Origin of the sequence: Butyrivibrio sp. YAB3001 (assembly GCF_900112195.1) — a bacterium.
Classification (GTDB): Bacteria; Bacillota; Clostridia; order Lachnospirales; family Lachnospiraceae; genus Butyrivibrio.
Genome location: NZ_FOKR01000008.1, coordinates 21,485 through 45,005 on the forward strand (window position 1 = coordinate 21,485; position 23,521 = coordinate 45,005).

21 protein-coding genes and 1 pseudogene are annotated in these 23,521 nt (G+C 37.4%); 21 read left to right on the forward strand and 1 reads right to left on the reverse strand.

What is annotated here, in order from left to right; all coding sequences use genetic code 11:
* Nucleotides 1-256: 256 nt before the first annotated feature.
* The 21 genes and pseudogenes from BM086_RS10060 to BM086_RS20910 all read left to right on the forward strand — a co-directional run bounded on the left by BM086_RS10060 (nt 257) and on the right by BM086_RS20910 (nt 21,724).
* Nucleotides 257-436, forward strand: coding sequence for a hypothetical protein (locus BM086_RS10060; protein ID WP_026487987.1), 180 nt, complete (start codon nt 257-259; stop codon nt 434-436).
* Between the two features lies 1 nt (nt 437).
* Complete coding sequence (locus BM086_RS10065) at nt 438-998, forward strand: AAA family ATPase (protein WP_092325910.1); 561 nt, start codon at nt 438-440, stop codon at nt 996-998.
* 245 nt (nt 999-1,243) lie between these two features.
* Nucleotides 1,244-2,221 (forward strand): aminopeptidase, encoded by a 978-nt coding sequence (locus BM086_RS10070; protein WP_175560202.1) that lies wholly within the window; start codon nt 1,244-1,246, stop codon nt 2,219-2,221.
* A 61-nt stretch (nt 2,222-2,282) separates the two neighbouring features.
* Nucleotides 2,283-2,639: a hypothetical protein gene (locus tag BM086_RS10075; RefSeq protein ID WP_092325914.1), complete on the forward strand. Its 357-nt coding sequence runs from the start codon at nt 2,283-2,285 to the stop codon at nt 2,637-2,639.
* 14 nt (nt 2,640-2,653) lie between these two features.
* On the forward strand, nt 2,654-3,214 hold the full coding sequence (locus BM086_RS10080) for a DUF2087 domain-containing protein (RefSeq protein ID WP_092325916.1): 561 nt from the start codon (nt 2,654-2,656) through the stop codon (nt 3,212-3,214).
* A 719-nt stretch (nt 3,215-3,933) separates the two neighbouring features.
* Nucleotides 3,934-5,808, forward strand: coding sequence for a KAP family P-loop NTPase fold protein (locus BM086_RS10085; protein ID WP_175560203.1), 1,875 nt, complete (start codon nt 3,934-3,936; stop codon nt 5,806-5,808).
* Between the two features lie 4 nt (nt 5,809-5,812).
* Nucleotides 5,813-6,019, forward strand: coding sequence for a hypothetical protein (locus BM086_RS10090; protein ID WP_092325920.1), 207 nt, complete (start codon nt 5,813-5,815; stop codon nt 6,017-6,019).
* A gap of 46 nt (nt 6,020-6,065) precedes the next feature.
* A complete protein-coding gene (locus BM086_RS10095) occupies nt 6,066-6,851 on the forward strand; it encodes a hypothetical protein (RefSeq protein WP_092325922.1) in 786 nt (261 codons plus the stop codon).
* A 53-nt stretch (nt 6,852-6,904) separates the two neighbouring features.
* Nucleotides 6,905-7,210: a hypothetical protein gene (locus BM086_RS10100; protein ID WP_141107730.1), complete on the forward strand. Its 306-nt coding sequence runs from the start codon at nt 6,905-6,907 to the stop codon at nt 7,208-7,210.
* A gap of 49 nt (nt 7,211-7,259) precedes the next feature.
* A complete protein-coding gene (locus BM086_RS10105) occupies nt 7,260-8,042 on the forward strand; it encodes a hypothetical protein (protein ID WP_092325926.1) in 783 nt (260 codons plus the stop codon).
* A gap of 316 nt (nt 8,043-8,358) precedes the next feature.
* Nucleotides 8,359-8,514, forward strand: a complete 156-nt coding sequence (locus BM086_RS20900; RefSeq protein WP_175560204.1) for a hypothetical protein — start codon at nt 8,359-8,361, stop codon at nt 8,512-8,514.
* A 152-nt stretch (nt 8,515-8,666) separates the two neighbouring features.
* Nucleotides 8,667-8,951: a hypothetical protein gene (locus tag BM086_RS10110; RefSeq protein WP_092325928.1), complete on the forward strand. Its 285-nt coding sequence runs from the start codon at nt 8,667-8,669 to the stop codon at nt 8,949-8,951.
* Nucleotides 8,952-9,640: 689 nt separating this feature from the next.
* Entirely contained in the window at nt 9,641-10,045 is a 405-nt protein-coding gene (locus tag BM086_RS10120) for a tellurite resistance TerB family protein (RefSeq protein ID WP_092325931.1), read from the forward strand.
* An 18-nt stretch (nt 10,046-10,063) separates the two neighbouring features.
* Nucleotides 10,064-11,485, forward strand: coding sequence for a hypothetical protein (locus tag BM086_RS10125; protein WP_092325933.1), 1,422 nt, complete (start codon nt 10,064-10,066; stop codon nt 11,483-11,485).
* Nucleotides 11,486-11,507: 22 nt separating this feature from the next.
* Nucleotides 11,508-14,300, forward strand: coding sequence for a tetratricopeptide repeat protein (locus BM086_RS10130; RefSeq protein ID WP_092325935.1), 2,793 nt, complete (start codon nt 11,508-11,510; stop codon nt 14,298-14,300).
* Nucleotides 14,301-14,774: 474 nt separating this feature from the next.
* Nucleotides 14,775-14,972 carry an excisionase gene (locus BM086_RS21920; protein ID WP_092325937.1) on the forward strand — a complete coding sequence of 66 codons (198 nt, stop codon included), beginning with the start codon at nt 14,775-14,777 and terminating at the stop codon, nt 14,970-14,972.
* A gap of 105 nt (nt 14,973-15,077) precedes the next feature.
* Nucleotides 15,078-16,278, forward strand: a pseudogene (locus BM086_RS21925) (tyrosine-type recombinase/integrase).
* Nucleotides 16,279-16,436: 158 nt separating this feature from the next.
* Entirely contained in the window at nt 16,437-17,033 is a 597-nt protein-coding gene (locus BM086_RS10145; protein WP_092325939.1) for a low molecular weight protein-tyrosine-phosphatase, read from the forward strand.
* A 233-nt stretch (nt 17,034-17,266) separates the two neighbouring features.
* Nucleotides 17,267-18,115, forward strand: coding sequence for a DegV family protein (locus BM086_RS10150; RefSeq protein WP_092325941.1), 849 nt, complete (start codon nt 17,267-17,269; stop codon nt 18,113-18,115).
* A gap of 72 nt (nt 18,116-18,187) precedes the next feature.
* Nucleotides 18,188-21,439 carry a carbamoyl-phosphate synthase large subunit gene (gene carB, locus BM086_RS10155; protein WP_092325943.1) on the forward strand — a complete coding sequence of 1,084 codons (3,252 nt, stop codon included), beginning with the start codon at nt 18,188-18,190 and terminating at the stop codon, nt 21,437-21,439.
* Nucleotides 21,440-21,547: 108 nt separating this feature from the next.
* The gene (locus BM086_RS20910; protein ID WP_175560206.1) at nt 21,548-21,724 is read left to right on the forward strand and encodes a hypothetical protein; all 177 of its coding nucleotides are present in this window, start codon (nt 21,548-21,550) and stop codon (nt 21,722-21,724) included.
* 77 nt (nt 21,725-21,801) lie between these two features.
* Here BM086_RS20910 and BM086_RS10160 read toward each other — a convergent pair whose 3' ends face one another.
* Nucleotides 21,802-23,379 carry a helicase HerA-like domain-containing protein gene (locus BM086_RS10160; protein WP_092325945.1) on the reverse strand — a complete coding sequence of 526 codons (1,578 nt, stop codon included), beginning with the start codon at nt 23,377-23,379 and terminating at the stop codon, nt 21,802-21,804.
* Nucleotides 23,380-23,521: the final 142 nt, after the last annotated feature.

Sequence of the window (23,521 nt, forward strand, 5' to 3'; positions counted from 1 at the left end):
CCAAATTAAATTGTATAAGGACATGAAAAATAGTAAGGAAATATGAGGGTTTAGGCTATGATTAGAATACTATTCGTCTGCCACGGCAAGGGTAAAGTTGATAAAGGATAAGCTGGATTATTTAGGGATGGCGCAGAATTAACGTGCTTTTGTGCATAGGAGACTACCAAAAAACTACTCTTGGGTTGATTGAAAATTGTTTCCGACATTATGAATAATATTTATGGTAAAATATAGCAAATGCGAGGTAAATGCTATGTGTGATGTTAAGAAATATGGAGAAATTTACAAGGAAATAATAAAGCTTAATGCTCAAGATACATTACAGCTTGTGCTAGAGAGCGAGACAGAAGACGAGAAGGATTTCTATGAGATGATAGGAGACTATCTTCTTCAAAAAAAGCAGCAAGAAGTACTAGAGAGGAATACAAACTGAAATGAAAAAGTACACTATTGTTGCTGGCGTCAACGGAGCGGGAAAAACTACTCTTTATGATGCAGAACAGCTTCAGAAATCTGAATATAGAGTTAATGCTGATGAAATATTAGTAGAAGCTGGCGGTGATTGGAGGAATGCCTCTGACGTGATGAATGCTGGTAGAACAGCAGTAGAGAGGTTAAAGCATTATATAGAGGATGGTGTAAGCTTCAATCAGGAGACTACGCTTTGTGGCAATTCTATTCTTAATAATATCGCAAAGGCGAGAGATAATGGTTACTTAATTGAGGTGCATTATATTGGACTATCCAGTGCTGAACTAGCAAAAGAAAGAGTTGCGAAAAGAGTTGCTAATGGAGGCCATGGAGTAAGTGAGGCGGATATAGAAAGAAGATATGAGCAATCTTTTAAAAACCTAATAAAGATTATTCCAATATGCAACTTGGTCGCTCTTTATGATAACACTGAAGGGTTTAGGAGATTTGCAATTTATAAAGATGGTATGCTTGTAAGAAAATCTCATAAAGTTCCGGACTGGTTTGAAAAAGTTTGCATATAATAATGTCGGGTAAAAAGAGGCTTTGGCGATAGCTATTCTTGGAAAACTCTTAATAAAGAAAACCTAATATTATTGATAAAACGCAGTTTATAGGAAGGCTAATCCAAATTGATTTAGGATTGGCCTTTTTTTAATGCAAATAATTAGATAGATATCAAAATAAAATTGACAACTTAAATTTATTGATGTAAAAATAATATAATAATTAGATAAGTATCGAAAAGGAAATGGATTGGAGAATAGACATGAATCAAAATACTATTGAGAAAATGATAAACGCTATGAAGATAGCTGCTGACGATGTAGTCCTGCTCAATTATTGGAGTGAGGGAGATGATAGTGACCTTAAATTGTTTGAAAACGAGTTAAATAGTAAAGGAATAAAATACAAGACGCTGAGCTTCACAGAGGAATTCCTTATAGAGCTTGCGTGTAAAGGCTCTGAAAATATAGATGACAGCTTTTTTGAGCCGTTTAAAGATTGTACAATGGTCATAGATGTTCTTCAAAGACCTGCCGGAATGCCGCCAAGGGGACTTGAAAAAGATAAATATGCAGATTTTTCTATGGTTCTTAGATCACTTTTTTCATTCATGAGCAGTCACGAAAAGCTTATTCAGATTACTATGCCGTCACAGACTAATGCTGCACTTGCAGGAGAAGACTATGAAGAATATAAGGTCAGGATTGATAAGGCTTTGAATATTGACTACGAAGCACTTGCTTTAGAATGCCAGAAGAAGATCGATAGCTTTACTTCAAATATCATAACAATAAGAACCGGTGAAGATAGTACACTTACTATGGATGTTACCGGAAGAGAGTGGATCATCGATGCGGGAGAAGGCGCTTTTCCGTGCGGCGAGATTTATATAGCGCCATCAGAAGATAAGACAAACGGAACTGTTTTTTATAAGAATCTGTTTATTGAAGATGTTGGCTCTTTTGACAATATAACAATAACAATAAAGAATGGAAGAGTAACAGACTCTGACTGTGACGCACTTAATGAACTTCTTTCCGGGCAGGAAGAAGGGGCAAGGATAGTCGGCGAGCTAAGAATTGGCATGAATCCGGCGGTTACATATTCCGGAAAAGGGGCTGCTCTTGATGAGGACGCACTTGGAACATTTCATATCGGACTAGGGATGAACTATTTGTTTGGTGGAACTAATAAGGCCAGGTTCCATATGGATTTTGTAGATATTGGAGAAGTTTATTAAGAGCCGGACAAATGGTTATCTACTGAAAAATAGAAATTATGAGGTACAAGAAATTTACATTATGGAAAACAAGATTAAAGAATTAAAAGAATTTATGGCAAATGAAAAGCAGAAAACACAGTTGCAGATAGACAATCTAATTGCTGACGACAGAGAAGATGAAGCCAGAACATATAGGGCTGCTCTTAACATTTATGATGTTTTTACTTCACTCATAGATGTGCCATATAAGCAGGCGGCCGGAGATGAGAGAGGCTTCATAGACGGCTTTAAAAAGCTATCTGTTAATGTCCCTGCGCTGTGGAGAAATTCTCTGTCTAAAGCTAAAGAGCATAATGATGCAGAGAAGATCATGATTGAAGAAGCTAAGCTTAAAGTAGCTGACAGCATTATTGAGAAATTTGATGAATTGTTTTGAAACGGGAGGTATTCATGACAGATAAAGAAGCAATTGCTTTTTTTAAGTGCCTTGCAGATAAGTCAAGACTGTCAATACTAAAGTCGCTTATGGTAGAAGACATGTACGTTGAGCGCCTTGCAGAGCGCCTTGAACTGACCTCTGCCACAGTTTCTTTTCACCTGAAAAAACTCGAAGATGCCGGGGCGGTTAAGTCTTACAAAGATCAGTACTATACTATGTACTCCATTAATAAGGAACTTTTTGAGGTGAATATCATTGATATATTGAGTCAAAAGACATCTGAAAGTGAACTGCAAAAAGAGCGCGACGATGCATACCGCAAAAAGGTAATAGATGCTTTCTTTGAATACGGCAAGCTAAAATCTATCCCCAGTCAGCGCAAGAAAGAAAAGATTGTTCTTGAAGAAATTGGAAAAGCATTTAAGAAGGGCAAAAAATATACGAAGAAAGAAGTGAATCTGATCATCGCTGATTTCCATGATGACTTTTGCACTATCAGGAGGGATATGGTTGCAGAAGGAATTTTGGAGAGAAAAGACGGGGCGTATATTCTCAATAGAGTGAAGGATTGATTCATATTATAAGAAGAAAGAAAATATCAAATGAAGTCAAACTGCTAAGCAAGAAAAGAGACCATTACGGTCTCTTTTTCATTTCTCCGGATATCTCAGAATCAAAAATGTGACTTACTACTTTTTGACTACTTTTGATGTCCATGATTTTCCTAGATATTCGTAGTTATTACACAAACTGTGATATTATAGTTCTGTCACCGTGATATATGAACACTTTTCTTATCCCGCAACGGTGCGCATTACAGGGAATATCTAGGAATTTCAAGGAGCATAGATAAATGATAAGAATTCTATTCGTCTGCCACGGCAGGGTACTAACTTGAAGGCGGAAACGCTGTATTTACGTGGGATTTTTAAGCTTGAACAATGAACGTACAACAGATTTACAACAAATAAATGAAGAGAGAAAAGAACCTGACCATATGACGGCATGCCAAACTGGCATGCTGTTTTGTATTGATGAGATTGGAGTGATTAGATGTTTCTGAAATCAATTTAATAAAGATTTGTTAATGAGTTTATTAAAACTTATTAATCAGTTGATAACATAGAAATTGAAGAAATATAGCTAATTTCCCAAGAGAGGATATTCTAAAATTATAGAAATTTTAAATCTCCTTGAAATGGGATAAGTCGATCTTACGGCTGAAGCAGCACCGTATAAAAGTGTATGTCTAAAGCTGAAAAATGTTTAGATGACATTTTTGGAGGTCATAATGTCTTGGAAAAAAGATAAAAAAGAAGAATTAGCATCAACCAATAATGGATGTATAGATGTTCCAGCAGTTGAAGATGAGTTTAATATCAGCAAATACATTAATGGGTTAACATCTTTTATTTGGGAATGTAAAACCCCAATGACGATTGCAATTCAGGGAGATTGGGGAACAGGGAAAACCAGTGTTATGCAGATGATTTACAACGAGATCAGCGATAAGACAAAGGATGATAAAGAAAAGCATTGTATCTGGTTTAATACATGGCAGTTCTCTCAATTTGATTTGGGTGAAAAGCTTCCACTTCTTATGATGAGCAAATTAATTACTGGGCTTGGTGGTAAGGATACGGAGACACTGAAAAATTCTGCAAAAGATGTGTTGGCAGGAATTATCAATATTGCCTCAGGTGTTTTTTCTCAAGGCGCAGCCGATTCCAGCAGACTAACTGATGCACTATTCAAAGAAGATTTTACAAAATCTCTTGAACGAATGAATAAGATTTTTGAAAAGATAGTTGAAAAAAACCTTGAGGAATCACAAGCTGATAGAGTTGTGATATTTGTAGATGACCTTGATCGATTAGCACCTGAAAAGGCCGTTGAACTACTTGAGGTTATGAAGAATTTTCTGGATTGCGAGAATTGTGTATTTGTTCTTGCTATAGATTATGGTGTTGTTGTTAGAGGAGTTCGAAAGAAATATGGAAATGACTTTGACGAAGAAAAAGGAAAGAGTTTCTTCGACAAAATCATACAGGTTCCTTTTAAGATGCCTGTTTCTGATTATGATATCAAAGAGTATGTGAGAATAAATCTTGAACATATCGGGGTTAGTGTAGATGAAACATCACTAAAACTATATGTAAACCTAATAGGGACTTCGATAGGCAGTAATCCCAGAAGCATGAAGCGATTATTTAATTCATTTTTCTTGTTAAAACAGATTACGCCTGAAATATTTGGTGATCATGTTAAGCGGAATATGCTTTTTGTGTTGTTGTGCCTACAGAGCCGTTATGAAAATGTATACAATTACATGATAAGAAATAAGGACGATTTTGATGCAGAGATGCTTAAAGACTTCCAAAATGAGGAAAGTGATTTGCTCAAGTCATTTAGCTTGGATGATAAGGCTAAGGTTTCTTTTATAAACTTTGCAGAGTTTATGTATCAAACCATTGATTCTGATGGGAAAGGTGGCATTGATCCCAAAGAGATAGGGCTATTTAGGGATGTGCTAAAATTTTCTTCAATTACAGCTACAGATACTGAGCCTACTGGAGCAGAATCTAAAGAACGTACCTATTACTACGCTAAAATTAAAACGCTTTCAAAAATAGAAACAGTTTCATTTAGAAGCCAATTAAGAAATGCAGCAATGCTAGGCTCACTTGCTTATGTGATGATTAAACAGTATCTTATGACAAATCATCCTGCGATGGAAGAATTCAAGCAACAATTATCTGATAATCGAATTTCAGGGGATTGGTTAATTGATGATGAAACTACAATAATGGCTGGATCCGATGTGAACCGTGTTTTCAAGGACAACAATGAAGGATTTTCACATTTCTTAACTCATTATTTTGTGTGGAATTATAAGGATTGCATAAAAGAACTAAATGGACTTCCATCCTTTAAAAACGGGGTTGATGGGATGCAAGTTACTTTCCCTCCGATAGAATATGAGGGGGAATCATATTTTATCAGCAGATATTGGAGCGAAACTTCCATTGATAAAATGATCAATCTGCTAAAATTGGGTGAATATATAAAAATAAATCCAGAAATGATTGAAAAAGAAATAACTGTCTTTAGTGACGATGAAATTGATTCGATGAGTAAAAGAAAATGTGCATTTAGAAAGGTGTGATTATATGAGTACATTACTTGATAGGAAGTGTTGCGGAACCTGTGAGTTTTGGCAGGGAAGCAGAGAAACTACAAGAAATGGTGTAAGATGCAAGAGTTCTTCTGATGAAGGAATATGTGGAAATAGGAAAAGCATGCAGCATGATAAGAGTACAAAGGCAAGCTATCATTGTGCTAATAAGTATGAACAATGGTCACAATATAATAGTTAAAATGTTGTGAGGATTCTGGGAATAAGCTAATTTTGGAGAAAGAACAATGAAAAAGACAAATAATCTCATACAGATGGAGCTTGAAGCATCTAAAGATTATATGCTTGATTCTTTTGTCTCAGAAGTGACTGGAGATCGTCTTGTCAGACTGACACCTGATAATGTTGCCAGAGCTGAAGCAATGTTTCATACAGATTCTGCATACAGTGCAGCAAGTAATCCCCAAAACGAACAATCATCAGCGTATATGATTACAAAAATGAAAGAATATATAGATAATAGTGGGGGTTCTTATGATGCGAGATATAATGGAATAATTAGTGAGATTGTAAAACGATTAGATGTCGAGAATAGTACTCATATCAATTCAGATGGAGTAGGAAGAGAAGAAATTACAAAAAGGATAGTTGAGATAGAAATACCGACATTACTTGAATATTTGAAGTATCCAGAGGATACCAATTTCGAATTGTTTGATAGAATATCGGAGAAAACAAATCCTAAAGATGGAAAGCATCATGGAAGGGTTAATCCATCTTTTGCCAGCAAATTTTGCCACTATTTGTGCTTTTTTATGTTTGATGGCGACGAGTACCAGGATAATTACCCTATATATGATTCGGTTATTAGGGATAATCTGCCAAAATATTTGAAGCACTATGGTTTAAATAATACAGATATTACTGATTACGTGGTATATAGACAGGCAATCGATGATGTTATTGAGCAATCTAAAGAGAAAATAAGTAGGAATGGTTTTGATCATTTGGTTTGGTATTTCTTTAAGGGGGCTAAAAAACTAGGAAGAGGTAGATGGTCAAAAATTGAGTAAACAATCATAAAATGATAACGTCTTTTGTAAATAATGGAGATAACGTATGCAGGATGATAAAGCAGACAAAGGGCGGTTCATGGATAGATGATTTTGCAAATATATTTGTTGGAAGCGTTTTTCTTGACATGGCATCAAAATATCTTTGTTTTAAAAGGGGAGAAACAAATCTTGCGTATGACTATGTCTTTCCTGTAAAGGATGGCTCTGTATACTACCAGATGGCAGTTGATAAAGAGACAGATATAGAGCTTTCTGATTTTTGTCAGATTTATCTAAGATACTGTGATTACGGGGAAGTGGCTCATGACGTCATGCATGAATGGCTTAGCAGAGTGAATATTGATCATGCAAAGTAAATATGTAGATAACCATATTTGAAAATGCTGTAAGTATATAAGGAGAAAAATGAAAAAGCTGTCTTTAATATTATCAATGGTAGTTTCAATTGTATTGGTAGGATGCGGAACAGAACCGCAACATCAAGAAATGTCGCAGGAAGAAGTAATGACCACAGAAGCGCCCACGACAGAAGCTACTGCTGATGATTATTCAAAATACAAAGAGCTTTTTAACATGTTAGAGTCTGATGATTATGATGGGGCGGTTAAATATATTGACGAATTACGTCCAGAGCCTGCTGTTGTAATTATAGACTTAACTCCTGATAATATCTTAGATTATTATGATATAGGGTTAGTGTTAAAAGATTATAGAGATCTGGATGCATATGGGAGTGTAAAAAAACTCAGATACGTAACAGATTACAGAATTCAGTTAAAGGACGAAATTAAGGAGCAGTTGGTGGAAGAACCAGACTGGTCACTTTCTGTAGGCGTAGAATATGATTACGCAATTTTCCCAGCTTATATAAAAGATATCGATGGAGAAGTTGTTGTTGATTATGATAAATATGAAGATATATCCACGATAACTAAGAATGAGATATACAATATTGAGGACTATAGGCAACACAAATCTAAAACAGTTACTTCAGGACAGCATGGCACACCAGATTCATTAGGAATTCTTTCCCCAATGGAGTATGATCCTAATAAAGTATTAACAGAAATTGGCGGCAACTATTTCTGTGTTAGCGCGGAGGATTATACTGAGGAGACATTCTACTTCCTATTGCCATACAATTTAAAAATCATTACGGCGAATGGTTCACTAAAACTTATCAAGTGACAAACAACCCAAGATTCAATACAAAGAAAGTGAGAGAATTACAGCATCTGAAAGGGAGCCTAAGCTGATTTGGAGTAAAAAGAAGAAATAAGAGTGTTATATGGTGGCAATAATAAAAGATGGCCCAAATAGGAACCTTCTAAAACAATGTGATTGCTTATGGCAAAAAGTGATAGAATAAATTTGTAGTTTCTATTGTCTTAGGACAGTTTGAAGGATTCCGGGTTATATGGAGACGCATATGTTTTCATCTGTGATAATTCGGCCCTCATGAGATTGGGAATAAGGCACACTAAATTAAGAAGGAGGTATTGAAATGAGTAAATACAGCACTTCTAGCCATACAGTGAGCCAGAATAATCACCATTCCAATCAGGGAAACCCGAATAATTCTGCTCACACTGCTGGCATGAACAATCATAGCAATCAGTGTAATCCTAACAATTCTGCTTATTCATCAAGTAGGAAGTAAGGAATACACAAACTAAAAACATCCACGGAAAGGCATCTCTTCGGAGGTGTCTTTTTCGTGGATGAATAACTGCTTTTTACTCGGTTTTTCTTTTCTTGTATAAGGCTGAAATACTTGTTGCAACTTATAACAAGATTCGAAAGGAGTTCACAATGAAAAATGTCAAAAATACCACTATCGACCTTGAGGATATGATAAACCTCATTATTGCTGCAGATGCAATTGTGGCGGTACAGGATGCAACTGAGATACTAAGTGGGGCTAGACCTTTAGAAGGGGTAGTAGATAAGCTGATGTATATGGTCGAAGTCATTAGGAAGCATTCAGCGTATTCTGATCTTAGGAAGGATCCGGATTCCAAAGAGGTTTTCAAAATACTTGAGGATAGACGATTGTATCCCAAGGAAATGGCAAAAATACTACTTGGAATAAAGTGAAAAAATCGAAAAGCATCGCTATGGCGGTGCTTTTTGTGTAGATAACATATGATTCATATGTTGCGTTCTACAGATTTACAACATATAAAAAATTGACAGGTTAAATTAAGAAAAGAGCTTGATCAAATGGCAGCATGCCAAACTGGCATGCTGTTTTGTATTGATGAGATTGGAGTGATTAGATGTTTCTGAAATCAATTTAATAAAGATTTGTTAATGAGTTTATTAAAACTTATTAATCAGTTGATAACATAGAAATTGAAGAAATATAGCTAATTTCCCAAGAGAGGATATTCTAAAATTATAGAAATTTTTAAATCTCCTTGAAAGGGGATAAGTCGATCTTACGGCTGAAGCAGCACCGTATAAAAGTGTATGTCGAAAGCTGAAAAATGGAAACCAAGAAAGTATGAGTATCTAAATTATGAAGTTCGAATGTGATCAATGTGGCATTTGCTGTCAAAATTTAAGACTGAATAAAATATATGCTCGGTTGGATCGTGGAGACGGAATTTGTAAATATTTTGATGAAGCTACTCGATTATGTAAAGTTTATGAACATCGACCATTAATATGCAATGTTGATGCAATGTATGAGAACTGTTATGCAGAAATAATATCAAGACCGCAGTACTATGAATTAAATAAACAAGCATGTAGATTACTAAAAGAAAAGGAGAAAATTTAGTATGTATCTTTCAAGGTTAAACAATCAGCAGAAGGCAATATTTTTAGGATTAGCCTTTAACCTTGCAACAACCGATGGGGATTATAGCGAGAGTGAAAAGGCAATGATTTCAACTTATTGCGATGAAATGCATATCTTTTTTGACAAAACGAGCATGGTTAAAAGTAATTCGGTTCTTCTTGAGGAAATGAGCAAGATATCGGATATAGAGGCGAAAAGGATTGTGGTCTTTGAATTGATTGGTCTGGCATTGGCAGATGGTAATTACCATGTTACAGAAAGAAACTTCATAAAGACAATGCTGGAAGAATTCGGACTTGAAGATGGATATGATTCAGAATGTGAGTCGGTCGTAAATGAATATCTTAACTGCCAAAGCAAAATCAGTCAGCTGGTGCTGGGTTAAAAAGATGGAAGGGTTAGCATGGAAATGGTTACCAAAGGCGAGCAAAAAGAAAAAGAGACTGCGAATCAAAATGGAATCGGTGTAGGAATTGGTTACTCAGCAACGGAAAGCGCTTTTCAATCCACTCAGCAAGCGGCAGTAACTTATGCGAAGCCAGAAACTTATACTGGAAATCGCACAATTTATGACGATGGCCAAGCTAAACTTTTGGCAAAAAATAAAATGTTTAGTGGTGGGACGGATGTATATGATCCGTATACTGGCGACAGGCTGTGTCTAACGAAAAAAGAGGCAAAAGCACTATATGGGGACCAATGGACAAAACATTTGGCTGAATCAGATCATGTAAGGCCGTTGGAAAAAATATTTGAAGAAACAAGGCACAATGTTTGGAACACTACAGATGACATAAGAGACGCTGCAAATAGTGATGATAACCTTAGGGTTGTTTCCAGAAGATTTAATAATGCGAAAAGAAGTCGAACTAATGATGTGTATGTGAAGGATGAAGACTATTTAGAAAAGAAAGGTGTCAAACTTACAGAAGGTGGAAAAGAGCAAGCAATCCGTGATGATAAACAAGCACAACAATCCATAAAAGCTCAGCTCAAAAAATCTAAGGTTTCAAATATTATTAAAACTGGACATGAGGCAGGAATAGCCGGTGCAGAGCAAGCTGGAATTACGACGTTAACAATATCTGGAATAATGAATATTGTGGCTGTTATTAAAGGGGAAAAAACCAAGGAAGAAGCCTTGGGAGATACAGCGAAAGCTGTAGGCGTCGCCGCTGGAACTGGTTATGTAATGGGTGGCGGCCTGACTGTTGTTTCACATACTTTATCGGATTCATCTTCAGAATTGATCCGTAGCTTGGCAAACTCTAATATTCCCGGAAAAGTCATTACTGCAGTTGTTGTGACTGGAAATACGCTAAGAAGATATGGGACTGGAGAGATCTCAACAGAAGAATGTTTGATAGAGCTTGGTGATAAAGGATTAAACATGTTTACTATGGGATATTCCATGGCTGTTGGACAGACACTTATTCCGATTCCCATAGTCGGCGGTGCAATTGGTGCTTTGGTGGGATCTATGCTCACAAGTTCTTATTATAAAAATCTTATAAATCAACTGAAATCAAGAGAACTTGCGAACGAGGAACGGGAAAGGATTATTTCAGAATGCCACAAGGCTGCAGAGCAGACGAGACAGTATAGAATAGAACTTGAAGCCTATTTGCAAAGGTATTTTGCGGAGAACAGACAATGCTTTGATGATGCTTTGTCTTCAATGCAGTTCGCTTTTGATGTAGGGGATTCAGATGCAGTAATTGCTGCAGCAAATGAAATAACAGAAAAACTGGGTGGTAGTGTAAAGTATAGAACAGTATCTGAGTTTAAGAACTTTTTGGATTCAGATACAGTTGATGTTTTTTAAATAATTTGAAAGGATTTAGATTATGCCATTACCTATTTTATTAGGAGCTGCTGCTATTGGAGCAGGTGTCTTTGGGGTGAGTGGCCACTTAAGTGCTAAAGAAACTAATGAGGCCGCAGAGTATAAAGTTAAAAATGCAAAACGCCGTTATGAGAATGCGAAGCAGAAGCTTGAGAATGAAAGAGGTTTAACTGAGACAGCTTTGGTGAATTTGGGGCAGAATAAAAAAGACATTTTAGACAGTTCAATGACTGAGTTTTTAAAGGCGTATGAGAAGATAAAAGATGTAAAAATATCTGATTCCATTGGTCTGGATGAATTATCAAATATGATGATTGATGAGGCTGGGGCTCTTAGAGTACAGGAAATAAGCAATATATATACTAATGCATTGTCTAGTGGGACAATGGGTGCCGTAGCGGGTACACTTGTGGGATTGGCTGCAAGTGGGTCATTGGGCTTGGTAACTAGTACACTAGGATTAGCGGGGACTTTTTTGACCTTTGGTGAAATAGGTGCAGCAGTTGAAATTGCAGGATCGGCATTGGCATTCGGCATTTCTGCAACACCGTTGGCAGCAGTTGCAGCACCGGTTGTCCTTTTTACTGGTATTTCGGCCAGCATGAAAGCAGATGATAACATGCTAGAGGCTAGAAAAATTGAAGCACAAGCTGATGCAGCGATTGAGAAAATCAATATGTCAATTGTATTGTGTAATGCGATAAAAGAAAGATCAGAAATGTTTAGCGCATTATTACTTGCGTTAGATGAAAAATTTTCAATGTGTACAGAGAAATTAGGAAGACTTATTGAAGAAAAGTGCGCTTCAGCACATTCGGATACTCTTTCAAGTTCAGATTTTACCTATGATGAAATAGCACTTATCGCAGTAACAAGGGCTTTGGCTGGTGCAACAAAGAGTATTGTTGATACACCAATTTTGACTACAAATGGACAGCTGGCGGATGACGCGTTTTCAACCTATAGCGAAACATCTTGCAAAATGCTGGAAATCAAAGATACTCTCGACGAAAACTCTTGGACTGATGAAATTGAAGAAGAAGTTGACAGTCTTGTTGCGCTTGGAGATGATTTATATTTTGGAAGAAATGGAAAAAATAAAGATATCGATGAAGCAGAAAAATATTATAAGCGAGCTGCTGATAATGGAAATCAGGAGGCCATAAAGCAACTCGGGAATATAGCTTACGACAGAGGAAATCATGAATTAGCTATCAGCTACTATAAAATTGGTGCCGAAAACGGATATTGTAAGGCTGAGTATAATCTGGCTATTAGCTATCAATTTGGCGATGGCGTAGAGCAAGACTACGATCTCGCGATAAAATATTATACATCAGCTGCCAATCATGGTTCTGTGGGTGCTATGACTAATTTGGCAATGATATATTATAATGGTGATGGCGTCGAACAAAACTTTGAGACTTCATTAAGGTGGTTTATGAAGGCTGCGCTTCAAGATGATTCTTACGCGCAACATATGGTGGGTCTGCACTATTTTGTTGGAGATGGAGTACCAGAGAGAGATTTAGCTATTTCAAAAGAGTGGTTTTCCAGAGCTAAAGCAAATGGTTATCTTGATTCTACTTATTTCCTTGGTTTAATTGCAGAAGAACAATTAGATTATGAGCTTGCAGAAAAATATTACCGTGAAGCTATTGATAATGGTGGTGAAGACATACAGGAAGATTTAGAACGAGTCGTTAGATTAAAATCAGGATATACATCAGATTATGATCCGGCGATAGCAAAAACGCAGGCAAAAATCTTTTCGGATAGTATGGATGAAGGACAATTGCTTTCGATGGCAGAAAGCTTATTTATAAAGGGACAGATTGATCTTGCGTTTGAGCTGTTTTTGACTTTAGGAGAAGAGTACAAAAATTCAAGATCCATGTATTTTCTTGGAGAGTATTATATTCAGCCTTATGGTCATATTGCCCAAAACCCAGTTAAATCAAAAAAATGTAGGTTAAGAGGGGCAGAGCTGGGAGATATTCTGGCAAGAATTAATGTTGGATATACTTATCCGAAGCAGTCAGAAGATAGACAGAAGGTATTTAAAGATAACTTCGATGAATTGTTAAAACTGGCGGAAGCGGGAGATGCTTTTGCTCAGAATGAAATAGCAGACTTATATTTTGGAGCATATGAGGATGTGAAAGATATTTCATCTGGAATTGAATGGTTAAGAAAAAGCTCAGAAGCTGGATATTGGAGATCAACTCAGAAATTAGCTGACCATTTTTATTATGGAAATGGTCTGCCTCAGGATAATGGAGAAGCTCTTTTATACTATAAAAAAGCTGTCGAACAAGGCTCAGCAGGAGCGGCAAACGAAGTAGGAAATATGTATTATAGAGGACTCGGGGTTGATATTGATTACTCATCAGCTATGGAATATTACCAGATAGGGTGCAAAGCCGGATATGGTTGGTCTATGTATAATCTGGCAAATATGTATTATAATGGTAATGGAACTAATACAAATTATGAAAAAGCCATAGAATTGTATAATTTGGCAGCAGAACACAATATTGCCAATGCGGCTTATATGATTGGAATTATGTATTATGATGGAAAAGGAGTACCTGCTGATAAAGAACAAGAATTTCTATGGTTTGAAGAAGCTGCAGAAATGGGACATGTACAGGCGCAAGCTTTTCTAGGGGATTGCTATTATTATGGTAGAGGAACAACAAAAGATTTGAAAAAGGCTAGATATTGGTATCAAAAGGCGGCGAATGGCGGGGGTAAAGGCGCAGCAGAAAGACTTCAAAACCTTTTTGGCTAACGCAGCTATATGCTGTTTTATATTATTTAGAAGTGAACTGGAACTAGTATGGTTCCGTGATTTTATTAAGAATCCAGAGTGCATGAAACGCTCTGGATTTTTCTAATGGAGAATTATGAATAATTATAGTGTCGTCTTAATTGAGTTTATTATGTTGGAAACAATTATCTAAGTTTCCTATCGATTTTCTTGGTAGCACAGATGATATTAGTTTTTTCGATAAGGTGTAGTAAAAGAAGTGGTGATTATCCAGAACCGGGCTACTATATTGCAGGAGATTATGTTCATGATTATTATGAAACGGCTGAAGATGCAATAAAAGCTTTGCATAGTTATAGAAAAGAATAATGCTTGTGATTATGAACCTTGTGGTTAACCCATAAGGTTCTTTTTTCGTTTTAATTATTATTTACCGTCAATAGCTGATATTAATTATTTATTTTTTACCTACATATTATTGATTTACACTTAAAATTGACCCATGTTTCAATTTGGAGTAAATATTCTTTAAATATTGAAGAGGCATCAGTATATTATGGAATCGGTATTAAGAAATTATATGAGATTGTTAGAGAAAATCAGAACGAGGATTTTTTACTTGAGATTGGCTCACATTATAGGATTAAAAGAGTTTTGTTTGAAGATTTTCTTAATAATACAACAACGTTATAAAAGAGCTGGCATAAAGAACGTGGCACTATGGCAAAGAAGACTATCTGATGTTAGAATTGTAAGATAACCAAGATAGTCTTCTTTTTTGGAAAGGAGGCTTATATTATGAGTGAGAGAAGGAGAGACAAAAGAGGACGTATTTTACATAATGGCGAGATGCAAATGTACGATGGACGCTATAGGTTCAAGTATGTTGACGAAAATGGTAAAGAAAAAGCTGTTTATAGCTGGAGATTAGACCATAATGATGCGACACCAGCAGGCAAGAAACGTGATACTTCTTTGCGTGAAAAAGAAAAGAAGATTCAAGCAGATATATTTGACCATATTGTTCCAGCGGGAAATAATCTTTCTGTTCTGAGTCTTGTTGAAAAGTATATTGCAACAAAGACGGGGGTTAGGCCTACAACACGAGCGGGGTATAAAACTGTCGTTAATATTCTGAAGAAGGATGCTTTTGGGAAAAAGCGAATTGATACAGTAAGGATATCAGATGCAAAAAACATGGTTAATAAAACTACAAAAGAAAGACGGGCGTAGTTATAGCTCCATACATACGATTAGAGGTGTGTTAAGACCAGCTTTTCAGCTTGCTGTTGATGATGACTTGATTCGAAAGAATCCATTTTCTTTTCAACTTGTGGATGCTGTTGTAAACGATAGTGTTAGGCGTGAAGCTATTACTAGAGATGAGGAACGTAAATTTCTCAAGTTTGTAAAAGAGGATAGACATTTTTGCAGATACTATGAAGGCATCTACATTCTTTTTAATACTGGATTGAGAATTTCGGAATTTTGCGGACTTACTGTTAATGATATAGACTTCGATGAGCATAAGATATATATAAACCGTCAGCTCCAGAAGAAATCTGGTGTTGGTTATTACATTGAACAAACTAAGACGTTAAGTGGCAATAGGGTACTGCCTATGTTACCAGATGTTGAGGAATGCTTTAGAAAGATTATTGCTAATAGAAAACCACCAAAGGTTGAACCGATGGTTAATGGTTATACAGGCTTTTTATTTTTTGATAAAGCAGGAAGTATAACCTATTCGCTGCATTGGGAGCATTACTTTAAGCATATAGTTGATAAGTATAACGGTATCTATAAGGTGCAGATGCCTAAAGTTACTCCTCATGTATGTAGGCACACTTATTGCTCCAATATGGCTAAGTCTGGTATGAATCCCAAGACTCTTCAATACCTTATGGGACATTCAGATATTAGCGTAACATTGAACGTATACACACATGTTAATTTTGATGATGCAAAAGCAGAAATCGCCAGATTAAAAGTCATGTAAAAAGTCCATTATTTCAAGAAAAAACCGAGGTATAAAATGAAATGTTTTATACCTCATTTTATACTTTTGCTGGAAATAATATGCGATTTATGCGTATTATATGCCGAGTTAAAAGGTATATAAAAACTAAAGAATGTTGAAAATACAGGAGTTTAGCAATGATTAAGATTTTATTTGTTTGCCACGGCAACATCTGCCGTTCCACAATGGCAGAATTTATTATGAAAGACATTGTAAACAAACAAGGATTATCAGACATATTTCATATTGAATCATCAGCCACACATACTGATGAAATATGGAATGGCGTTGGAAGTCCGGTATATCCGCCTGCGAGAGCCAAGTTGGCGGAGCATGGTATTGGGACAAAAGATAATGAACTTGGTGTAAGTGCGAAGAGAGCCAGGCTTACTTCAAGGACAGACTATGACAAATTTGATTTCATTATAGGAATGGACTGCGCAAATATCAGAAATCTGAATAGTTTGTTCAGGGGTGACCCGGAGGGAAAGGTCAGAAAAATGCTTGAATTTGCCGGGAGGGAAGGCGATGTTGCAGATCCCTGGTATACAGGAAATTTTGATGCCACATGGAATGATTGCAGCGAAGGCTGTCATGGACTGCTCAGGCAAATAATGGTTGATCCGAGATTTAGGGATGAATTGTCTTATAACCAAGATGTTTCATATGATTTCGACGATGATATGACATACAAAAATGATTTTCAAAGATATGATGATTTTCCACGAGGTTAGTACATTAACTAATAAGGGCATGTAACTATTTTAGTTGCAGCCCTTATTTTTTTATGGTATTCTGTTTGGCAGTTTGGAAACGTAAAGACATTCGGATTAGTTAAATGGCAATATAACATGAATATGCGGAAACTGCATTGCATACAATAGTTTATTGACTAATGCAACGCAAACAAGTCGTTTAGATAAAATTGTTATATAAGAGTTAAATGCTTTTTGGGAAGGAGTTTTTAATGGCAGTCAGGATTATTACAGATTCAGCAAGTGATATACCTCAGGAGAAAGCAAAAGAGTGGGGAATCAAGGTGCTTCCTTTAACGGTCAGATTTGGGGATGAAGAGTTTTTGGACGGAGTGACTTTATCAAGTGTAGATTTTTATAAAAAACTGATAGAGACTGATGAAGTGCCCAAAACGAGCCAGATTTCACCATTTGTATATTCAGAGGAGTTTAGAAAGGCCGATGAATGCGGTGATGAACTGATTTATTTTTCTCTCTCATCCGGAGTATCAGGATCATATCAGAGCGCATGCCTTGCAGCGCAGGACTTTTCGGAAAATATACATGTGGTGGATTCGAAGCAGTTCTGTATTTCTGAATATGTGATCGTGCAGAGAGCAGTTCAATTACGAGATCAGGGAAAAAATGCAAAAGAAATTTTGGAAATCATGGAGCCTGAGATAAAGAAAGCGCATGTTATAGCTGTTTTTGATACGCTTGAATATCTGAAACTTGGTGGAAGAATATCTTCAGTTGCTGCTTTTGCCGGAAATATTCTTATGATAAAGCCGGTAATAACAATTGAGGACGGCGTGGTAAAAGTCATAGGGAAAGCCAGAGGTTCCAAGAATGGTCACAACATGTTGATGGAATTTGTTAAGAAGACAGGCGGAATTGATTATGATAAACCTACTTGCCTTGCATATTCCGGATTTTCTGATGAGATGTTAAAAAAATATGTCCAGGATTCAAAAGCTTTGTATGAAGGGCATGAAGATGATATTCAGTATGCTGTAGCCGGCGCTACTATTGGAACCTATACAGGTCCCGGGGCGATAGCTTTTGCATATTTTGAGAAATAATTATCTTGTATTCCTTTCTTTAGAATAATAAAATGGAAAAGATAATGAAAAAATGAATAGTGGAGGAGCATCATGGCACAGAGAACTGATATACATAAAGTACTGATCATCGGCTCAGGACCGATTGTAATAGGACAGGCTTGTGAATTTGATTATTCTGGTACACAGGCTTGTAAGGCACTTAGAAGTCTTGGTTATGAAATTGTTTTGGTCAACTCAAATCCGGCTACAATAATGACCGATCCGGAGATGGCGGATAAGACTTATATTGAACCTCTTAACGTTGAACGTGTTTCAGCTGTCATTGAAAAAGAAAGGCCGGATGCTCTTTTACCTAATCTTGGCGGACAGTCAGGACTAAATCTTTGCGCAGAATTATATAAGGCAGGCGTTCTTGATAAATATGGCGTAAAAGTAATCGGTGTTCAGGTTGATGCCATCGAGCGTGGAGAAGACAGGACCGAGTTCAAGAATACAATGGATATGCTTGGAATAGAAATGGCTCGCTCCAAAGCCTGCTATAGCATTGAGGAGGCTTTAGAAGAGGCAGATGAGCTTGGATATCCGGTTGTACTTCGGCCTGCATATACTATGGGCGGCGCCGGTGGTGGCCTTGTATATAATAAGGAGGAACTTAAGACAGTCTGCGCACGTGGCCTTCAGGCTTCCATTATTCATCAGGTTCTGGTTGAAGAATCCATTCTTGGATGGGAAGAACTTGAACTTGAAGTTGTCCGTGATAAAGACAACAATATGATCACAGTATGTTTCATTGAAAATGTTGATCCTGTTGGCGTTCACACAGGAGATTCATTTTGTACAGCTCCTATGCTCACTATAGATGAGGAGCTTCAAAAAGAACTTCAGCGTCAGGCATATAAGATTGTTGAGCATATCGGTGTTATTGGTGGCACCAACGTTCAGTTTGCTCATGATCCTAAGACCGGACGTATCATCGTTATTGAAATCAATCCCCGTACATCACGTTCATCAGCTCTTGCCAGTAAGGCAACAGGTTTCCCTATCGCTTTAGTTTCAGCTAAGCTTGCCACAGGACTTACTTTGGCAGAACTTCCGGATTCCAAGTTTGGAACTTTGGATAAATATGTACCTAATGGCGATTATGTGGTTGTTAAGTTTGCACGCTGGGCTTTTGAAAAATTCAAAGGTGTTGAGGATAAGCTTGGAACACAGATGAGAGCTGTTGGCGAAGTAATGAGTATCGGTAAGAATTTCAAGGAAGCCTTTCAGAAAGCAATCCGTTCTTTGGAAAAAGACCGTTTTGGACTTGGCTGCATCGAGAAGTTTGAGAAAATGTCAGTTGAAGATCTTTTACGCAACTTAAAAAATGCTTCTTCTGAAAGATATTTTCTTATGTACGAAGCTTTGAAAAAAGGTGTCACAGTAGAAGAACTTTTTGAGATTACCAAGGTTAAGCATTATTTCTTAAATGAGATAAAAGAACTTGTGGATGAGGAAAAAGATCTTTTATCAAAATTTGAAGGAAAAGTTCCTGAGGGTGAAGCTCTTATTAAGGCAAAAAGAGATGGATTTTCCGACAGATATCTGGCAAAGCTTCTCAAGGTTTCTGAGGATGCTATCAGAAAAGAGCGTCAGAATGCCGGGATGAATGAAGTATGGGATGGAGTTCATGTTTACGGTACTGATGGAAACGCTTATTACTACTCAACTTATCAGGATGGCGCTTCACTTGAAAATCAGATGCGTGTAAGTGAAACTACTGACAATAAAAAGATAATGATCCTTGGCGGCGGACCAAACAGAATCGGGCAGGGCATTGAATTTGATTATTGCTGTGTTCATGCTGCCATGGCGCTCAAGAAGCTGGGATTTGAAACGATAATTGTCAATTGCAATCCTGAGACAGTTTCGACAGACTATGATACATCAGATAAACTCTACTTTGAGCCGCTTACCCTTGAGGATGTTCTTCAGATTTACAAAAACGAGAAGCCTCTTGGCGTTATTGCACAATTTGGTGGGCAGACTCCGCTGAACCTTGCTGACAAGCTCAAAGAGGAAGGCGTTAATATTTTAGGAACAACACCTGAAGTTATTGACCTTGCAGAGGACCGTGACCAGTTCAGAATGATGATGGAAAAACTTGAGATTCCAATGGCTGAGTCAGGAATGGCTTCTGATGTTGATACTGCAAAAGAAATAGCTGGCAGAATCGGATATCCGGTAATGGTTCGTCCTTCTTTTGTCCTTGGCGGAAGAGGAATGGAGATAGTAAGAAATGAAGAGAGCATGGAAGAATACATGAGGGCTGCTGTTGGAGTTACTCCTGACAGACCAATCCTTATCGACAGATTCCTTCATAATGCCCTTGAGTGTGAGGCTGATGCCATCAGTGATGGAAAACAGGCTTTTGTTCCTGCGGTAATGGAGCACATTGAACTTGCCGGTATTCATTCAGGAGATTCAGCATGCATTATTCCGTCAAAGCACATTTCTGAAAAACACTTAAAGACAATTGAGGAATATACCAGAAAAATAGCTGTTGAGATGAACGTTGTCGGACTTATGAATATGCAGTATGCCATTGAGGATGATACTGTCTATGTTCTTGAAGCTAATCCAAGGGCATCCCGCACAGTTCCGCTTGTTTCCAAGGTTTGCGGAATAAGTATGGTTCCGATTGCAACGGATATTATTACATCAGAGCTTACAGGACGTAAATCACCTGTCGAGAATCTGATAAATAGCAAGAAGAATGCAGAACCTGCTTATTATGGGGTAAAAGAAGCTGTATTTCCTTTTAATATGTTCCCTGAAGTTGATCCGGTACTTGGACCTGAGATGCGTTCAACAGGAGAAGTCCTTGGACTTGCCAAAACATCCGGCGAAGCATTCTTTAAAGCCGAAGAAGCAACAGGCCTTAAACTTCCTCTTGAAGGGGCAGTGCTTATTTCACTAAACGATGAGGATAAGCCTTCAGCTGCGTGCCTTGCAAAGAGCTTTGCGGATAACGGATTTACAATCTATGCTACCGGAAAAACGTATGAGATCATCACAGAAGCCGGAATCAAGGCGACAAGAATAATGAAGAATTACGAGGGTGGCCGTCCGGACGTTGAAGACGTTATAAAAAATGGAGAAGTTCAGCTTATAATCAACACTCCAATAGGGCGTGATGCTGAGCATGATGACGGATATCTCAGGCGCGCTGCCATTAAGGCACGTATTCCATATATTACAACTGTAGCTGCCGCAAAGGCCGCTGCAGAAGGCATTTCAGAGGTGAAAGAAAAGGGATGCAGTAATATAAGCTCACTTCAGGAGTATCATCAGCAGCTTTGATCTTTGGTCACAATTCCATCCCAAAACATGGTATAATAATCATGATAACGAATAGAAAATAATGGACATTCGTTTAGTTATATCATTTTTTGGAAAGGTGGTGCAATAATGAGCAGAGTTTCAGAGGTTTCAGCATTACAACAAAAAAGAATAAAAGAGATGACAGATCGCTTTAAAAAAGAGGATATATCAGATCAGCTGAAAACGCAGCTTATGATTCAGAATATGACTCAGACATTGAATGATATTTCACTCACCCTTGCAATGATTGCTGACAAAAAATAATGGAAAAAGATAGGGACAATACTTTGCGATTGCATGAAATCGAAAGGATTGTCCCTTTTCTATTTATGTTATTTTGATCAGGATTTGAAGAATGTGGAAAGAATGCCTCTTCCAAGGCTTGCACCCAGGTTTCCACCCAGAGTTTTTCCAAATTTACCCAATTTGCCGCCCACAGTTTTTCCTACTTCGCGTCCGACTGTGCCGGCAACTGAGTTACCTACAGCTTTCATTGCCTGCTTTTTTCTGCGTTCAGCGGCAGCATCTTCCTTAGCCTTTGCTTTGGCAGCTGCGGCTTCTTCTTTTTCTTTTGCTTTCGCTTTTTCTGCTTCTTCCTTGAGCCTTTCAGCTTCCTTGGCATCAGCAATGCCTTTTCTTTGCAGGAATTCGTAGGCGGAATCAGGGTCTACAGGCTCAAAGTATTTAGTGTAATAAACATTTCCTTTAATCTCTTTTTCACGAGTGGTTTCATCTATGCTTCCCATAAAACTCTGAGGGGGAAGAATCTTGACTTTCTGACTTATGCCGGGAGTACCATCTTCCTGTAAAAATGAACATACAGCCTCGCCTGTTCCGAGCTGCTGAATAACATCAGCTGTTTTAAAGTCAGGATTTTCTCTAAATGAATCAGCTGCGGCTTTGACCGCCTTCATATCGGAAGGAGTATAAGCGTGAAGCGCATGCTGAATTTTATTTCCAAGTTGAGCAAGTACACCATCCGGGATGTCTCTTGGATTCTGAGTAACAAAGTATATGCCAACACCTTTTGAACGGATGAGTTTTACCACCTGTTCAATCTTATCCATGAGAAGCTTGGGAGCATCGTCAAAGAGCAGATGAGCTTCGTCAAAGAAAAAGACCATCTTAGGCTTATCAAGGTCGCCGACCTCCGGAAGTGTTTCAAATAATTCAGACATTAGCCAGAGAAGGAAAGTTGCGTATAGCTTTCCGTTATTTATAAGACTTGTGCTGTCTAAAATATTGATCATGCCCCGTCCGCCTTCACCTACAGTGAAGAAGTCCTTTATATCAAGTGCCGGTTCAAAAAAGAATTTATCACCGCCTTCTATTTCGAGAGCAACAATGGCACGAACAATTGCAGCTATGGAGACTTTACTGATATTTCCATAGTCTGCTGCGAAATCTTTAGTGTTTTCGGAAATATAATTGAGCATTGCCTTTAAATCTTTTGTGTCTATCAGCAAAAGTTCGTTGTCATCGGCAATTTTGAATGTTATAGAAAGAATGTTGCTCTGAAGTTCATTGAGCCCTAAAATTCTTGACAGGAGAAGCGGCCCCATCTCAGAGACGGTTGTTCTAAGAGGAATACCGTTTTTGCCCATAACATCCCAAAATGTGGATGGATATTTTTTATAATCAAAACCGGCTTCTTCAAGACCAAATTTTTTAATTCGCTTTTGCATGTCTTCTGAATCGACGCCTTCTTTTACCATGCCTGATAAGTCGCCCTTGACATCTGCAAGAAAGACAGGGACTCCCATATCGCTGAATGATTCAGCAAGAACCTTTAATGATATTGTTTTTCCGGTGCCGGTAGCGCCGGCAATAAGCCCATGACGATTAGCCATTTTGGGCAAAAGAAAAACATTTTCATCCTTATCATTGTTTGCCACCCAGATCTTACCTTCTTTATACATACCATTCTCCATTCTGAAAAAACTGTGATAATATTGAAAAAAGCATCTACACTAGAGATAATTATACCAAAAATAGCGAAAAATTTTCATATTATCAGACTATCAGAGAAGGAAAATATATATTAAAATGGAGTATAATAAA

Coding starts and splice junctions, on each gene's coding strand:
- BM086_RS10060 (WP_026487987.1), top strand. CDS start 257: ATGTGTGATGTTAAGAAATATGGAGAAATTTACAAGGAAATAATAAAG.
- BM086_RS10065 (WP_092325910.1), top strand. CDS start 438: ATGAAAAAGTACACTATTGTTGCTGGCGTCAACGGAGCGGGAAAAACT.
- BM086_RS10070 (WP_175560202.1), top strand. CDS start 1,244: ATGAATCAAAATACTATTGAGAAAATGATAAACGCTATGAAGATAGCT.
- BM086_RS10075 (WP_092325914.1), top strand. CDS start 2,283: ATGGAAAACAAGATTAAAGAATTAAAAGAATTTATGGCAAATGAAAAG.
- BM086_RS10080 (WP_092325916.1), top strand. CDS start 2,654: ATGACAGATAAAGAAGCAATTGCTTTTTTTAAGTGCCTTGCAGATAAG.
- BM086_RS10085 (WP_175560203.1), top strand. CDS start 3,934: ATGTCTTGGAAAAAAGATAAAAAAGAAGAATTAGCATCAACCAATAAT.
- BM086_RS10090 (WP_092325920.1), top strand. CDS start 5,813: ATGAGTACATTACTTGATAGGAAGTGTTGCGGAACCTGTGAGTTTTGG.
- BM086_RS10095 (WP_092325922.1), top strand. CDS start 6,066: ATGAAAAAGACAAATAATCTCATACAGATGGAGCTTGAAGCATCTAAA.
- BM086_RS10100 (WP_141107730.1), top strand. CDS start 6,905: ATGATAAAGCAGACAAAGGGCGGTTCATGGATAGATGATTTTGCAAAT.
- BM086_RS10105 (WP_092325926.1), top strand. CDS start 7,260: ATGAAAAAGCTGTCTTTAATATTATCAATGGTAGTTTCAATTGTATTG.
- BM086_RS20900 (WP_175560204.1), top strand. CDS start 8,359: ATGAGTAAATACAGCACTTCTAGCCATACAGTGAGCCAGAATAATCAC.
- BM086_RS10110 (WP_092325928.1), top strand. CDS start 8,667: ATGAAAAATGTCAAAAATACCACTATCGACCTTGAGGATATGATAAAC.
- BM086_RS10120 (WP_092325931.1), top strand. CDS start 9,641: ATGTATCTTTCAAGGTTAAACAATCAGCAGAAGGCAATATTTTTAGGA.
- BM086_RS10125 (WP_092325933.1), top strand. CDS start 10,064: ATGGAAATGGTTACCAAAGGCGAGCAAAAAGAAAAAGAGACTGCGAAT.
- BM086_RS10130 (WP_092325935.1), top strand. CDS start 11,508: ATGCCATTACCTATTTTATTAGGAGCTGCTGCTATTGGAGCAGGTGTC.
- BM086_RS10145 (WP_092325939.1), top strand. CDS start 16,437: ATGATTAAGATTTTATTTGTTTGCCACGGCAACATCTGCCGTTCCACA.
- BM086_RS10150 (WP_092325941.1), top strand. CDS start 17,267: ATGGCAGTCAGGATTATTACAGATTCAGCAAGTGATATACCTCAGGAG.
- carB (WP_092325943.1), top strand. CDS start 18,188: ATGGCACAGAGAACTGATATACATAAAGTACTGATCATCGGCTCAGGA.
- BM086_RS20910 (WP_175560206.1), top strand. CDS start 21,548: ATGAGCAGAGTTTCAGAGGTTTCAGCATTACAACAAAAAAGAATAAAA.
- BM086_RS10160 (WP_092325945.1), bottom strand. CDS start 23,379: ATGTATAAAGAAGGTAAGATCTGGGTGGCAAACAATGATAAGGATGAA.